The sequence below is a fragment of the Paraburkholderia sp. BR10954 genome (assembly GCF_040965775.1).
GTDB classification, from domain to species: domain Bacteria; phylum Pseudomonadota; class Gammaproteobacteria; order Burkholderiales; family Burkholderiaceae; genus Paraburkholderia; species Paraburkholderia youngii.
Window position 1 is genome coordinate 230,975 of the sequence record NZ_JBFRCK010000004.1, and the last position, 14,894, is coordinate 245,868.

At 65.3% G+C, this 14,894-nt stretch carries 12 protein-coding genes; 2 read left to right on the plus strand and 10 right to left on the minus strand.

Going from position 1 to position 14,894, the window contains the following annotated elements:
• Nucleotides 1-35: 35 nt before the first annotated feature.
• From AB4Y34_RS08495 to AB4Y34_RS08505, 3 genes are read right to left on the minus strand one after another with little or no spacing between them, the layout of a single operon-like run.
• Nucleotides 36-1,550 (minus strand): efflux transporter outer membrane subunit, encoded by a 1,515-nt coding sequence (locus AB4Y34_RS08495; RefSeq protein ID WP_368715774.1) that lies wholly within the window; start codon nucleotides 1,548-1,550, stop codon nucleotides 36-38.
• A gap of 1 nt (nucleotide 1,551) precedes the next feature.
• Complete coding sequence (locus AB4Y34_RS08500) at nucleotides 1,552-4,782, minus strand: efflux RND transporter permease subunit (protein ID WP_176384390.1); 3,231 nt, start codon at nucleotides 4,780-4,782, stop codon at nucleotides 1,552-1,554.
• Nucleotides 4,783-4,800: 18 nt separating this feature from the next.
• On the minus strand, nucleotides 4,801-6,024 hold the full coding sequence (locus AB4Y34_RS08505; RefSeq protein ID WP_176384388.1) for an efflux RND transporter periplasmic adaptor subunit: 1,224 nt from the start codon (nucleotides 6,022-6,024) through the stop codon (nucleotides 4,801-4,803).
• A gap of 426 nt (nucleotides 6,025-6,450) precedes the next feature.
• On the opposite strand from AB4Y34_RS08505, the gene AB4Y34_RS08510 reads away from it, so the two are divergent.
• Nucleotides 6,451-7,092, plus strand: coding sequence for a TetR family transcriptional regulator (locus AB4Y34_RS08510; protein ID WP_176384456.1), 642 nt, complete (start codon nucleotides 6,451-6,453; stop codon nucleotides 7,090-7,092).
• 94 nt (nucleotides 7,093-7,186) lie between these two features.
• On the opposite strand, the gene AB4Y34_RS08515 is transcribed toward AB4Y34_RS08510, so the two are convergent.
• A complete protein-coding gene (locus AB4Y34_RS08515; RefSeq protein ID WP_368715775.1) occupies nucleotides 7,187-7,825 on the minus strand; it encodes a cysteine hydrolase family protein in 639 nt (212 codons plus the stop codon).
• Between the two features lie 173 nt (nucleotides 7,826-7,998).
• On the opposite strand from AB4Y34_RS08515, the gene AB4Y34_RS08520 reads away from it, so the two are divergent.
• Nucleotides 7,999-8,994: a helix-turn-helix domain-containing protein gene (locus tag AB4Y34_RS08520; RefSeq protein WP_176121754.1), complete on the plus strand. Its 996-nt coding sequence runs from the start codon at nucleotides 7,999-8,001 to the stop codon at nucleotides 8,992-8,994.
• A 106-nt stretch (nucleotides 8,995-9,100) separates the two neighbouring features.
• Here the strand turns inward: AB4Y34_RS08520 and AB4Y34_RS08525 are convergent, their stop codons facing one another.
• The 6 genes from AB4Y34_RS08525 to AB4Y34_RS08550 all read right to left on the minus strand — a co-directional run bounded on the left by AB4Y34_RS08525 (nucleotide 9,101) and on the right by AB4Y34_RS08550 (nucleotide 14,827).
• Nucleotides 9,101-9,835, minus strand: coding sequence for a CoxG family protein (locus AB4Y34_RS08525; RefSeq protein WP_368715776.1), 735 nt, complete (start codon nucleotides 9,833-9,835; stop codon nucleotides 9,101-9,103).
• A 35-nt stretch (nucleotides 9,836-9,870) separates the two neighbouring features.
• The gene (locus tag AB4Y34_RS08530) at nucleotides 9,871-10,251 is read right to left on the minus strand and encodes a DUF427 domain-containing protein (RefSeq protein ID WP_368715777.1); all 381 of its coding nucleotides are present in this window, start codon (nucleotides 10,249-10,251) and stop codon (nucleotides 9,871-9,873) included.
• 152 nt (nucleotides 10,252-10,403) lie between these two features.
• Nucleotides 10,404-10,898, minus strand: coding sequence for a carboxypeptidase regulatory-like domain-containing protein (locus AB4Y34_RS08535; protein ID WP_176384380.1), 495 nt, complete (start codon nucleotides 10,896-10,898; stop codon nucleotides 10,404-10,406).
• Between the two features lie 268 nt (nucleotides 10,899-11,166).
• Nucleotides 11,167-12,693 carry a DegQ family serine endoprotease gene (locus AB4Y34_RS08540; RefSeq protein WP_368715778.1) on the minus strand — a complete coding sequence of 509 codons (1,527 nt, stop codon included), beginning with the start codon at nucleotides 12,691-12,693 and terminating at the stop codon, nucleotides 11,167-11,169.
• 168 nt (nucleotides 12,694-12,861) lie between these two features.
• On the minus strand, nucleotides 12,862-14,160 hold the full coding sequence (locus AB4Y34_RS08545; protein ID WP_368715779.1) for an ATP-binding protein: 1,299 nt from the start codon (nucleotides 14,158-14,160) through the stop codon (nucleotides 12,862-12,864).
• Between the two features lie 4 nt (nucleotides 14,161-14,164).
• Entirely contained in the window at nucleotides 14,165-14,827 is a 663-nt protein-coding gene (locus AB4Y34_RS08550; RefSeq protein WP_013090417.1) for a response regulator, read from the minus strand.
• Between the last annotated feature and the right edge of the window lie 67 nt (nucleotides 14,828-14,894).

The following is a 14,894-nucleotide window of genomic DNA, read 5'->3' on the forward strand; positions in this document are numbered from 1 at the left end:
CTGTTTTGCTTCAGCGTTTCATCAACCTGCCGGGCTCACCCCGCCGTCGCCGCCGAAGCCGCGACCGGTGCACTGGCCGCACCGTAGTCGACCGGCGCGTCGGCGGGACGCGGCTGGTCGCCATTGTGCTCGATCCAGCCGCCGCCGAGCGCCTGATACAGCGTGACCAGGTTCTGCAGACGCTCCATGCGCGCGGTCACCAGCGTCTGCTGAGCGACGTACAGCGCGGTCTGCGCGGTCAGCACCGACAGATAGCTGTCGACACCGTTCTTGTAACGCAGGGTCGACAGATCCAGCCGGCGCTGCTCGGCCGCGACATCCCGCTCGAGCGCCGCGATCTGCTCGTCGTAGGTGCCGCGCGCGGCCAGTCCGTCCGCCACTTCACGGAAGGCCGTCTGGATCGCCTTTTCATAGGTGGCGATCTGCACGTTCTTCTCGATGTTGGCGAGATCGAGATTGGCCATGTTCTGACCGCCCTCGAAGATCGGCAGCGTGATCGACGGCGCGAAACTCCATGCCGCCGAACCCGGCTTGAACAGGCCGCCGAGCGTGGGACTCAACGTGCCGGCGCTGCCCGTCAGCGTGACCTTAGGGAAGAACGCGGCGCGCGCCGCGCCGATGTTCGCGTTGGCCGCGAGCAGATTCTCCTCGGCTTCCATGATGTCCGGACGACGCGTCAGCAGATCGGACGGCAGGCCCGCCGGAATATCCGTGAGCAGATTCTGGTCGCTCAGCGGCAGGCCTGGCGACAGATCCGCCGGCAACGGCTCGCCGATCAGCAGCACCAGCGCGTTATCGGCCTGGGCCCGCAAACGCATCTGCGACTGCAGGTTCGCGCTCGCGGTCTCGACGACCGTTTGCGACTGGCGCAGATCGAGTTCCGATCCCGTGCCGTTGTCGAACTGCAGTTTGGTGATGCGATACGACTCCTGCGCCGTAACCAGCGTGTTCTGCGTGACCTTCAGCAGATCGTCCAGTTCGAGCACCGTCATGTACTGGTTCGCCACCTGCGAGACCAGCGCGATTTCGGCGGCCTTGCGCGCCTGCGCGGTGCCGAGATACTTGGCCAACGCCTGATCCTTCAGACTCTGCACGCGCCCGAAAAAGTCGATTTCCCACGACGCGTTCAAGCCCACTGAATACGTGTTGGAGATCGTCACGCCGGTGAAAGTCAGGTCCTTCGGCGTGCGCGACCTGCTTTGCGAAGCCGCGGCGTCGAGCGTCGGGAACAGACCCGCGCGCACGATGCGGTACTGCGCCGCCGACGCCTGCATGTTCAGCACCGACACACGCAGATCGCGGTTGTTCTTCAGCGCGATTTCGATCAGCTGCTGCAGACGCGGATCGACGAAGAAGTTGCGCCAGCCGATGTCGGCGGCGGCCTGGCCGTTCGCGCTGCGCGCGCCCTGCGCGCCCGGCTGCTGGTCGTACACGCCGCCGGTCGGGAAGGTCGCCGTTACGGGCGCCGCGGGCCGCTGGTAATGCGGCGCCAGCGTGCAACCCGTGGCGAGCAGCGCGACTGCCACTGCAATCAAAGAGTGTTTTTGCATCTCAATGCCCATCCTTGCCCGAGCCATTGCCATTCGACCCGTCGGTCGTGCCACCCGTCGCGCCGCCTTGCGGATCGTGCGGATGGTGCTGTTCGTAGTGGCGCAGCGCCTCGTCCGGGTCTTCCTTCTCACCGCCGAACTTCGCGCGAATCACGACGAAGAACATCGGGATCATGAAGATCGCGAGGAAGGTCGCCGTCAACATGCCGCCGATCACGCCGGTACCGATCGCGTGCTGGCTGGCCGAACCCGCGCCGTTACTGATCGCGAGCGGCAGCACGCCGAGAATGAACGCGAGCGAGGTCATCAGAATTGGTCGCAACCGCAAACGCGCCGCTTCGAGCGCGGCCTCGATCGGCCCCATGCCTTCGCTCTGCTGCAGTTCTCGCGCGAATTCCACGATCAGAATCGCGTTCTTCGCCGACAGACCCACGGTGGTCAGCAGACCCACCTGGAAGAACACGTCGTTCTCGAGCCCGCGCAGCGTCGCGGCCAGCAGCGCACCGATCACGCCGAGCGGCACCACCATGATCACCGAGAACGGGATCGACCAGCTTTCATACAGCGCCGCGAGACACAGGAACACGACGAGAATCGAGATGCCGTACAGGATCGGCGCCTGCGAGCCCGACTGACGCTCCTGCAGCGACAGACCCGTCCACTCGTAGCCGACACCCGCCGGCAGCTTGGTGACGATCTGCTCCATCGCCACCATCGCCTGACCGGTCGACTTGCCCGGCGCGGCCGCACCCTGGATTTCCACCGAAGGGATACCGTTATAGCGCTCGAGCTTCGGCGAACCGAAGGTCCACGCGGTGTTCGTGAAGGCCGAGAACGGCACCATCGCGCCCGCGCCATTGCGCACGAACCAGGCATTCACGTCTTCCGGTTTCATCCGGAACGGCGCGTCGCCCTGCAGGTACACCTTCTTGATCCGGCCGTCGGTGTCGAGGAAGTTTTGCACGTACGCCGAGGCCCAGGCGATCGAGAAAGTCTGGTCGATCGAGGAGAGCGACACGCCGAGCGCCGAAGCCTTCTCGTGGTCGATGCTCACCTTGAACTGCGGTGTATCGTTCAGGCCGTTCGGACGCACCTGCGCGAGCGTCGGATCTTTCGCCGCCAGACCGAGCAGCATGTTGCGCGCTTCCATCAGCTTCGCGTGACCGATGCCCCCGCGGTCCTGCAACTGGAAGTCGAAGCCCGCCGCGGTGCCGAGTTCAGGAATCGACGGGGGATTGACCGGATACACGACCGCGTTCTTGTAGCCGCTGAAGTGCATGAACAGCCGCCGCACCAGTGCCTGCACCTTCTGGTCCGCATGCTGACGCTGCGCGTAGTCCTTCATCCGCACGAACACCAGACCCGCGTTCTGGCCACGACCCGCGAAGCTGAAGCCGTTCACCGTGAAGGTCGATTCGACGATCGCCTTCTCGTCGGTCAGCAGGTAGTCCGACACGTCCTTCAGCGCGCGCGCGGTGGTTTCCTGCGTGGAACCCGACGGCGTTTGCACCAGCACGAACATCGTGCCCTGGTCTTCGTCAGGCAGGAACGACTTCGGCAGGCGCACGAACAGCAGGCCCACCGCGAAGATCACCACCATATAGATGATGAGCCAGCGGCCCGAGCGCTTGATCACGTGGTGCACGCCCGAGTGATACTTGTCGCGGCTCCGGTTGAAGGTACGGTTGAACCAGCCGAAGAAGCCGGTGGCTTTTTCGTGATGACCCTTCGGAATCGGCTTCAGGATCGTCGCGCACAGCGCCGGCGTCAGAACCAACGCGACGAGCACGGACAGCACCATCGCCGCGACGATCGTCAGCGAGAACTGCCGGTAAATCGCTCCGACCGAACCGCCCGAGAACGCCACCGGCACGAACACCGCCGACAGCACGAGCGCCACGCCGACGAGCGCGCCGGTAATCTGGTCCATCGCCTTGCGGGTTGCCTCGCGAGGCGATAAGCCCTCCTCCTGCATCACCCGCTCGACGTTTTCCACCACCACGATCGCGTCGTCCACCAGCAAGCCGATCGCGAGCACGAGACCGAACATCGACAGCACGTTGATCGAGAAGCCGACCACGCTCATGATCGCGAACGTACCGAGCAGCACCACCGGCACCGCGATCGTCGGGATCAGCGTGGCGCGCAGGTTCTGCAGGAACAGGTACATGACGAGGAACACCAGCACGATACCTTCGAGCAGCGTCTTGACCACTTCCTCGATCGACAGGCGCACGAACGGCGTCGTGTCGTACGGGTACTGCACCACCAGTCCGTGCGGGAAGTACTTCGACAGTTCGGCGATCTTCGTGCGCACCGCCTTCGCGGTGGCGAGCGCGTTCGCGCCCGTGGCGAGCTGGATACCGAAGCCTGCCGTCGGCTGACCGTTGTACTTGGTGTCGAAGTTGTAGTTTTCGCCGCCGAGCTCGATGTGCGACACGTCGCGCAGACGCACTTGCGAGCCGTCCTGATTCACCTTCAGCAGAATGTTGCCGAACTGCTCGGGCGTATTGAGCAGCGTGGCTTGCGTGATCGTGGCCTGCAGCACCTGACCCGGCACCGACGGCGTGCCGCCGAGCGCGCCACCCGCGACCTGCACGTTCTGCGCCTGCAGCGCGGCTTGGACATCGAGCGGCGTCAAGCTGAAGTTATTCAGCTTGTTGGCATCGAGCCAGACCCGCATCGCGTACTGCGAGCCGAACAGCGTCACAGTGCCCACACCGTCGATACGGCTGATCGGATCCTGGATGTTCGACGCGACGTAGTTCGCGAGGTCGTACTTGTTCATGCTGCCGTCGGTCGACACGAACGCCATGACCAGCAGGAAGCTGCTGCTCGACTTCGTGACCCGGGTGCCGAGCTGCTGCACCGCCTGCGGCAGCAGCGGCGTGGCGAGCTGCAGCTTGTTCTGCACCTGCACCTGCGCGATGTCAGGGTTGGTGCCGGCAGCGAACGTCAGCGTGATGGTGGCCGTGCCCGAGTCGTCCGAGGTCGACGCGAGGTACAGCAGGTGGTCCAGACCGCTCATCTGCTGCTCGATCACCTGCGTGACGGTGTTTTGCACCGTCTCCGCCGAGGCACCCGGATAGGTTGCGCTGATCTGGATGGCCGGCGGCGCGATGGTCGGGTATTGCGCGATCGGCAATGTGAACACCGACGCGAGACCCGCGAGCATCAGGATGATGGCGATCACCCATGCAAAAATCGGGCGATCAATAAAGAACTTTGCCATGAGGCGGGCTCCCTGTTATTACGCGCCCGAAGCGGCTGAGGCAGGCTGAGCCGCGGGTTGACCTGTCTGGGCGCCGCCAGCGGCCGCGTCGGAAGCCGGGGTGCCGGGCAGTTGCGCCGGCACGGGCTTGACCTGCTGGCCGGGACGCGCCTTGTCGGTGCCCTGGACGATCACGCGGTCACCCGGCTTCAGGCCGTTCGACACCACCCAGTACGAGCCGAAAGTGCCCGTGGTGACGAGCTGACGCAGCTCGACCTTGTTGTCGTTGTCGACGACGAGCGCAGTGGGCTGACCCTTCTGGTCGTGCGTGACGCCGACTTGCGGCACGATCAGCGCATTCTGGTTCACGCCTTCTTCGATCTTCGCGCGCACGAACATGCCCGGCAGCAGCACGTGGTTCGGGTTCTTGAAGATCGCGCGCACCGTGACCGAGCCGGTGCCCGGGTCGACGGTCACGTCGGTGAACTGCAGCTTGCCCTTCTCGGAATAGATGCGGCCGTCCTCCAGCACCAGCGTGACCTGCGCGGCGCCCGGGCCGGTCGTCTTCAGACGCCCTTCCTGCATGTCGCGGCGCAGCTTCAGACCATCGAGGCTCGATTGCGTGAGGTCGACATACATCGGATCGAGCTGCTGGACCGTGGCCATGAGTGTGGCCGCGCTCTGCTGCACGAAGGCGCCCGGCGTGACCTGAGACACGCCGATCTGGCCGGTTACGGGCGAGGTCACGTCGGTATAGCCGAGATTGATCTGCGCGGTATCGACCGCGGCCTTGCCGGCGGCGACGTCGGCGGCGGCCTGGCCTTCGGCGGCGACCGCGTTGTCGTAGTCCTGCTTGCTGACCGCGTTCGCCGCGACCAGCACCTTGTAGCGACTGGCCTGCGCGGTGGTTGTCACGAGGTTCGCCTGCGCCTTCGCAAGCGATGCCTTCGCGTTGTTCAACGACGCGATAAAGGGCGCCGGATCGATCTTGTACAGACGCTGACCGGCCTTGACCTCGCTACCCTCGGTGAACTCGCGGCGCAGCACGATGCCGTCGACCCGCGCGCGCACTTGCGCGACGAGGAAGGCACTGGTGCGGCCGGGGAGTTCGGTGACGACGGGCACGGTCGTCGGCTGGAGGGTGACGACGCCGACTTCGGGCGTCTGGGGCGGCGGGGCAGATTGTTTTGGTCCGCACGCCGCCAGCAAGATGGCAGCCGTCGCGGCACTAATTAAGCGGAATGAAACCCGTTCGACGCGCATGGAGCGACCTCTGTCAAAGACTGAGAATGAAAAAGTGCGCGCATCCCTACCCCGGGGACGACAGCGCACACAAGCGTCTCTCGACGCTCAACCGGAAGCCCACGGATGCAAACCTGCGCCTGCAGGGCAGCCTGCTACTAATGCGCCATACCGGGGAATGCCGCACAGCACCGTCGTTTGGCGGCTGCCATAGCGTTTTGGAAGACAACAGTGACGGATATTAACCGGTCGTCACGGCTTGGGCTATCCGATCGTGGGGTGCTATTATATATACATTCACGAATGCATGTAAAAGTGCGTTTATATCTTCCAGGGATCGGGGGCCGCAAATTCGCGTCGCAATTCGGTTTAGAAATAGTCAAATTGTCATCAGGCCGACTTAAAAACGCCCGCATAAACCCCAGGATCAGCGCAGGTCATACCAATATGGTCAGAAGAACCAAAGAAGAGGCGCTGGAGACGCGCAACCGCATTCTCGACGCGGCCGAACGGATCTTCTTCCAGAAGGGCGTATCGCGCACGTCGCTGGCCGATATCGCCCAGGCCGCAGGCGTGACGCGCGGCGCCATTTATTGGCATTTCGCACACAAGAGCGAGCTCTTCACCGAAATGTTCGACCGCGTGCTGCTGCCGCTCGACGAGCTGAAAGCGGCATCGCTCGATCCCAACGAAACCGATCCGCTCGGGCGCATCATGGAAATCTGCGTGGTCTGCCTGCGCGACACCGCCAACGATCCCCGCCGTCGCCGCGTGTTCGACATCCTGTTCCTGAAATGCGAGCTGGTCGAAGAGATGGGGCCGGTGATGGAACGCTATCAGACCAATATGCGCGAAGGGCTCGAGAAGCTCGAGGGCGGTCTGCGCAACGCGATCTCGAAAGGTCAGATGCCCGCCGATCTCGACACGAAACTTGCCGCGGCGATGGTGCACGCGTTCGTCGGCGGCTCGTTGCGCGACATGCTGTTTTTGCCCGACGCGACCGACTTCGGCGCGCACGCGCAGCAGATGGTAGAAGTGATGTTCGACGGCTTGCGCGTCAGTCCGGCGTTGCGCAGAAAGGCGGCGTAGAAGGCGCGCAAGGGTTGAGGATTGGCACAGCGGGCGGTTCGGTGAACCGCCCGCTTTCTATTTGTGGAACGGGCCACCCGCCCCCGCGCCGGGTTCAGGCAACCGCACGGCGCGCTCGCGCCGCCTGATTCGACGCATAGATGTTGCCGCGCTCGAGCGGCGCGCCGCTGTTTAGCGCCGCGATCCACTGGTCGGTGCTCGCAACCGCCGCGAAGCGCGACTGCAGCACCACGCTGAACACGCGATGAATCTCTTCCGCGCTCGCGAAGCCTGCACTGTTTTCATACGGCACCGAGCCGGTCGCATCGTGCAGGAATTCGACGGCGAGGCCGGCATGTACCGCGTGGTTGATCGTCGACGCATCGCAGTTGTGAGTCATGTAGCCGGTAACGGTCAGCGTATCGATCTGCCGGGTGGCGAGCCAGTCGGCCAGATCGGTGCCGGCGAATGCACTCGGCAGCGACTTCTCGACGAAATGATCATGAGCGCGCGAGCTCACGACCGTGTGCAGTTCCGCGCCCGCGCTGCCGCGCGCGAACAGCGGCGAGGTGGCGGGCGCGACGTTCTGCACGACGACGACCGGCAAGTGGGCGGCGCGCGCCGCATCGATCGCGCGAGCGATGTTGGCGAGCGACGTGCGCACGTCCGGAAATTCGATCGGCAGGTCGCCGCTCACGTATTCGTTCTGCACGTCGATGACGATCAGCGCACGGCGCGGCGCAGGTGTGTTCATGGCAGGGCTCCTTGTCAGAAAAACGGTCGATGGCGCGCGCCCGGCGAGATGGCCGCGGCGCGACGGCAATGACGGCATTGTTGCTCCGCTGCCTGTCCGCCGACAGCGGCCCAAATGACAAGCTTCGCTAGAATCGGGCCATACTTCTGGCATTCATGAATGAGGCGTGCGGCATGACCACCTTCGCATCTTCCGACGATATCTCCGATCAGGTGCCGCGCCACGTCGTCGCCGTCGTCGCGTTCGATCGCATCAGCCCGTTCCATCTGTCGGTGCCGTGCGTCGTGTTCGGCGAGGACCGCCGCGGCGGCGGTGTCCCCGCCTTCGACTTCCGCGTCTGCGCCGTGGAGACGGGCGCGCTCGCGACGACCGCGGGCTTCTCGATCGCGGTCACGCACGGACTCGAAGCGCTTGCTGACGCGCAGACGATCATCGTGCCGAGTTGGCGCGATCCCGACGAAACGCCGTCCGCCGCGCTTCTCGACGCGCTGAGGGCCGCGCATGCGCGCGGCGCGCTGCTTGTCGGCCTGTGCCTCGGCGCTTTCGTGCTGGCCGCGGCGGGCATCCTCGATGGACGGCCCGCTTCGACGCACTGGGCCTGGGCCGACGACTTCGCGCGCCGCTACCCGCGCGTGCGGCTGGACCCCGACGTGCTGTACGTCGACGACGGCAACGTGCTGACCTCGGCCGGCACCGCCGCCGGCCTCGACTGCTGCCTGCATGTGCTGCGCAAGATTTGCGGCGCGCGGGTGGCTAACCACGTCGCGCGCCGGCTGGTCGTCTCGCCGCATCGCCAGGGAGGTCAGGCGCAATACGTGCAGCAGCCGATGCCGCCGAACCCGCGTGGCGACCGTCTGTCTGGCCTGCTCGACTGGGTGAGCGGCAACCTGGCCGCGCCGCATACGCTCGACACACTCGCCGCGCGCGCGTTGATGAGCCGCCGCACCTTCACGCGACGCTTCCGGCTCGCGACCGGCACCACCGTCGGCGCGTGGCTGCTCGCGCAGCGGCTCGCGCGGGCGCAACAACTGCTGGAGAGCACCGACGAGTCGGTCGAAGCGATCGCGACGGGCGCCGGATTCGGCTCGGCCGCATCGCTGCGGCAGCATTTCGCGGACGCGTTTCGAACGTCGCCCAGCGCGTGGCGGCGGGAGTTTCGCGGGGATTAGTTGAAGGTGGCGGGAGCACCGCTATTTCGTAGTGCGCCGCCGGGATTTCGTAGTCGCGCGGGGATGTTTATCGCGCGTTGGATCAGGCGCTGCGCGCCGCGCGGCGTCAATGCTCGCTGAGCCAGCGCGCGACGTACAACAACAGCGCGACCAGAAAGATCATCCCGGCCCACGCCCAGTACGGCACGACATGCTGACCAGGCTCTTGATGCGGCACGCCATGCGACCAGCTGTGCGACGCGCTTGCCGTGCGTCCGGGCAGAGCCTGGCCGTGCTCGATGCGCGTGCGCCGCGCGATGCCGCCAAGTGTGATCGGCCGCAAAAACACGTACTGGCGACGCGGCGCCGTGCCACGCGCACGGTTCGGCCCCTTGCCGTGCTTGGCGCGCACGACGGCGTCGAACTCGGCGAAAAAATCGTCGGCGATCTGCCGCAAGGCGTTCTCGAGCTGGCGCGTCGGCAGCTCGGTCAGCGGACCCGATGACGTTGCCCACAACGTGTAATCGATGCGCGTGCCGCGCTCGCGCCCGTCGTCCGCGCGCAATCGCACTTCGATCTGACCGCGCAGCGCGCCGATGCCCTCGGCTCGCGCCTTGAAGTTGATGGTGCGGCGCTGTGCGTCCGCCGGGCCGGAATCCTGGCCGGCAACGTGCGCGCGCGCCTGATAATGCGCGCGCAACGGGCCGAGCGGCACAGTCATCGTCAGCGCGTATTCGCCGTGGGCGAGACGCACGAACGACTCGCAGTTGTCAAGGCTGGCACGCAACAGCGCGAGGTCCTGCAACGCGTCCCAGACCTCGGACGGCGGCAGCGGAATCCGTAACGCGTCGTTCAGTTCCATGACAACCTCCCCCGATGAACGCGCCGACTGCGGGATCAGGACGTCTGATCGATGCGGTCGACACGCGATGCGTAAAAAGCGAGATAGCCCTTGATGCGACTGACCTGCTCGAACGGCGCTTCGTAAGACCACACCGCGTTCTCGATCACGCCGTCTTCGGTGCGCAGATGGAAGTACGACGCGTCGCCCTTGAACGGGCAATGCGACGTGTGCGTCGAGCGTTCGAGCCGGGCCATATTCACGTGCTCGCGCGGGAAATAGAACACGTCGGCGAGGCCGGTCTCCGATAGCGTCAGCGCAGCCTGGGTGTCGGCCATCGTCACGCCGCCGTGAATCACGCGCACGCGATGGCCGTTGTCGCGAATCACGATGGTATGGCCGTCCGGCCGTTCCGCAGATGTCGACGCATCGCTCATGTCCAGGCTCCATGATGGGGTGTGCGCTGCACTACCCTACCGGCTATTGCCGCAACAACGGCAAAGCCACGGGACACGCCCGTGGCTTCATTATCGGCCAAACTCCGGCCGATTGCGCGCGCTTCCTGCGCGGCAGCGGACGGATCGAGCCGTTACTTCACGTTCCAGGTGAACGCGGATTTTACGTTGCCGTGCGCGGGCACACTAACCGAGCGCGTCTGTTCGCTGTCGTTGTAATTCGCGTGCACCGTATAGCGGCCGGGGCTCAGGCGCACCAGCATGAATGGTCCGCGCGACGTCGTGTTCAGCACTTCGCTGTTATGTGCATCCACGATGCGCACGTGCACATCGGCAAGAAACTCTGCGTTGGGTCCCGTGAAACGCAAGGTCAGTGGCCACTGGGTTTGCGCTTGTCGCAGCGCCCGCGATTCGTCGAGGCCGACACCACCCGATACGTACGATACGTCGCCCTGCTGCTGGACTTGCGGCAGACCGCCGCCGTTGGTGTTGCCCGCGCTGGTGTCGTCGGTCGTCGAGCCACCGGTCACGCCCGCCTGCTGCGCGTGCGCGCCCCCCGCCAGTCCGAGCGTGAGCGCCGCGCACAGCGCAGCGGCTACGATCCTTTGCTGCTTGCGTTGGGTCTTCATCGGTTCGCTCTCCTTGTTCGAGGCCTTGTCCAGACCCTGAACGATTGAAGCAACCTATGTGCCAACCACTCCGCAGCGTCGACCAACATGCACGACCATCGTGGCACCAAGCCGCCTGCCCCCCTCGGTCTGTCCCGTGCCGCTCGCTGCAGCGCGGTTCGGACGGGCGAAAAAAAGCCGGTCCTTGCAGTAAATGCAAAGGACCGGCAATCGCTACTACAGCTCAAACTGGGGTGGGAGATCCCTTCGAACCGCCCAGATAACTGGATCAGCCGAGATCAACAGGCACGAAAATTTGCGCGTTGTCCCGCTGGATCAGCAGCGCAATGCTGTTGCCTGCGCCCGAAATCATCTGCTTCAACTGATCGATGTTCGTGACCGGACGGCCGTTGACGGCGAGAATCACGTCGCCCGCCTGGATGCCGGCGCTCGCCGCCGCACCGCCCGCCTGCTGCACGAGCAGACCGTGCGACACCGACGCGCTACTCTTCTCTTCCGGCGTCAGCGGCCGCACCGCGACACCGAGACGGCCTTGCAACTGGGTCTGCTGATCGGTCTTGCTCGCCGACGCGACCTTCACGTCCGAGAACGAGCCAATCGTCACCTTCAGGTCCTTGCTGGCCTTATCGCGCCACACTTTCAGCGTTGCCGAACTGCCCGGCGCGAGGCCTGCGATATTCGACGGCAGATCCGTCGAATCGCTGACTTCGTCGCCATTCACCGACAAGATCACGTCGCCCGGCTGCAAGCCAGCCTTGGCCGCCGGACCGTTGGCGTCGACCGAGCTGACCAGCGCGCCTTGCGGCTTCTGCATGCCGAACGACTCGGCGAGCGTCTGGTTCAAGCCCTGCACCGCGACGCCGAGACGGCCGCGGCTCACGTGACCGGTCTTGACGAGATCGTCCTTGACCTTGATCGCCTCGCTGATGGGGATCGCGAACGACAGGCCCTGGAAGCCGCCCGTCTGCGAGTAGATCATCGAATTGATGCCGATGACTTCGCCTTGCAGATTAAAGAGCGGACCGCCCGAGTTGCCTGGATTCACCGGCACATCGGTCTGGATGAACGGCGTGTAGTTTTCGTTGGGCAGCGTGCGCGACTTCGCGCTGATGATGCCCGAGGTCACGGTGTTGTCGAAGCCATACGGCGAACCGATCGCGACGACCCACTGACCAACCTTGCTCTGGCGCGGATCGCCGATCTTCACAGTCGGCAGATCGCTCGCGTTGATCTTCAGCACGGCGACGTCGGACTGCTGGTCGGCGCCAACCACCTTCGCCTTGAACTCGCGCTTGTCGGTGAGCTTCACGGTGACGACGTTCGCGCCATCGACGACGTGCGCGTTCGTCAGAATGTAGCCGTCATTGCTGATGATGAAGCCCGAGCCGAGGCTCGCGCTCGGCTGGTCGGGCGCGTCGCCGCCATCGCCGCCATCGCCGCCTTGCATGCCGGGCACGCCGCCGAAGAACCGCTTGTAGAACTGATAGAAAGGATCGTTCGGATCGATCGGCAACTGGTTGCCATGGCGGTTGCCGCCATTACCGCGCATCGCCGCTTGCTTGACCACGTGCTTCGCGCTGATGTTGACGACGGCCGGACCGTAGGTCTCGACGAGACCGGAGAAATCGGGGATACCGGTTTTGGCGGCAGCTTCGGCCGGCATCATCGCGGCGGCTTCCGCCGGCGAGATGATCTGCGGTGCGGGCACATCGCGATGGCCCGCCACATAGCCGGCTGAAAGCGCAGCGGCCACAGCTACCGCAACGGCGCCGCGGGACAAGGTTTTCGCGTTCATCATGAGCTCCTGACTGGAGAAAGTGACTTTGGATGTCGAGGAGCGTAAGGGGCGTCACTTAAACGAGGCTTAAGCAGCGACAGATCGCGGGAACCTTATCGGACCGGCCGAAACATCCCGTCGCGACGGCATCAACGCCGGTTTTGGCCGAACAGTAAACCACCATGCTCAAAAGCGGACGATGACCTGCAAACCACCGGCCGGCGATTCACCGAGCGAGACTTGAGCGTGATGTTGAGTGGCTATCCGGCGCACGATCGCGAGACCGAGGCCACTGCCCGTCACGTCGGTGCGCGCGCGATTCGCGCCCGCTCCCGCGCGATAGAAGCGGTCGAACACGCGCTCGCGATCGGCCGGATCGATACCGGGGCCGCTGTCGGCGATCCGCACCACCGGACGGCCGTCCTCGACGCGCAGGCTGACGTCGACACTGCCGCCGCGCGGCGTGTACTTGGTCGCGTTGTCGAGGAGGTTGTTGAACATCACGCGCAGCGCTTCGGCGTCGCCGGTCACGCTGGCGGGCTCGCTCGCCTCGATGCCGAGGTCGACGCCGCGATTCACCGCGAGCGGCGCGTAGGTCGCGACGCACTCCTGAAGCAGCTCGCGCAGATCGAGCATCCCGACGACGGCGGCGCCGTCCGGCTCGGCGCGCGCGAGCGCGAGCAGTTGCTCGGCGAGGCGCGTCGCGCGCGTGACGCCCGCCTGCAAATCGGCGAGCGCCTCGCCGCGGGCCGTGTCGTCCCTGGCTCGCGCGACCAGTTGCGCCTGAATCTGTACCGCGGCAAGCGGCGTGCGCAATTCGTGCGCGGCATCGGCAACGAACGCCTTCTGGATATCTAGTGCGGTCGCGAGCCGTTGCAGCAGCCCGTTCAGCGCCCGCACGAGCGGCCGCACTTCGAGCGGCAAGCGCTGATCGGGCAACGGATCGAGCGCTTCGGGATGACGCGTGTCGAGCGCGCTCGTCACGCGCCGCAGCGGTTGTAGCCCACGGCCGACGATCAGCCACACCGCGAGCCCGAGCAGCGGCAGCAGCACGATCAGCGGCCACAGCGTGCGCAGCGCGACATCGGCGGCGAGCCGGTTGCGCACCGACAGCGGCTGCGCGAGCTGCACGACGTTATCGCCGACGATCGCGCCATACACGCGCCATTCGCCGCGGTCGGTGCGCTCGGTCGAAAAACCGAGTTCGGCGCGCGGCGCGAGCGGCGCGCGCGGCCGCGAGTAATACATCAGCATGCCGTTGCGGTTCCAGATCTGCAGCACGATGCCCTCGTCGCCGGTATCGCGGCCGAGCACCTGCGAGAACGGCTCCGCCGGCAGCGCCGCGGCGATCTGCTCGAGCTGGTAGTCGAACAGTTCGTTCGCTTCGGCGAGCGCCTGCCGGTAGATCAGCCAACCCGCGATGCCGACGCCGAGCAGCATGAGCGCGAGCAGCCAGAACAACAGTTGTCGGCGAATCGAGCGCATCGGCTCAGGCGTCCTTCGCGATCATGTAGCCTAGCCCGCGCACGTTGCGGATCAGATCGGCGCCGAGCTTCTTGCGCAGCGCGTGGATATACACCTCGACGGTATTGCTGCCGATCTCCTCGCCCCAGCCGTACATCTTTTCCTCCAGCTGGCTCTTGGACAGCACCGCGCCGGGCCGCGCGAGCAGCGCTTCGAGCAACGCGAATTCGCGCGCGGACAGCGCGACCGGCGCGCCATCGAGCGTCACCTGGTGCGACGCGGGATCGAGGGTCAAGTTGCCGTGGCGAATCGTCGAATCGCTGCGGCCGGACTGGCGCCGGATCAGCGCTCGCATGCGCGCGCCGAGCTCGTCGAGATCGAAAGGTTTGACAAGATAATCGTCAGCGCCGGCGTCGAGGCCTTTGACACGATCGGCGACCGCGTCGCGCGCCGTGACGATCAGTACCGGCAGCGCATTGCCGCGCGCGCGCAGTGCGCGCAGCACCTCGAGACCGTCCCGCTTGGGCAGACCGAGATCGAGCAACGCGAGATCGTAAGGCTGGGCTGCCGCCGCGTGCAGCGCCGCTTCGCCGTCCTCGACCCAATCGACGGCGAAGCCTTCGCCGCGCAGCGCCTTGCGCACGCCTTCGGCGATCATCCGGTCATCTTCGACTAGCAGGATGCGCATGGTTGTCCGTTCCAAATGATTGGATGATGCCGCATTCTAGCGCCCGCTTCCGGCCTGCGCGGTGTGT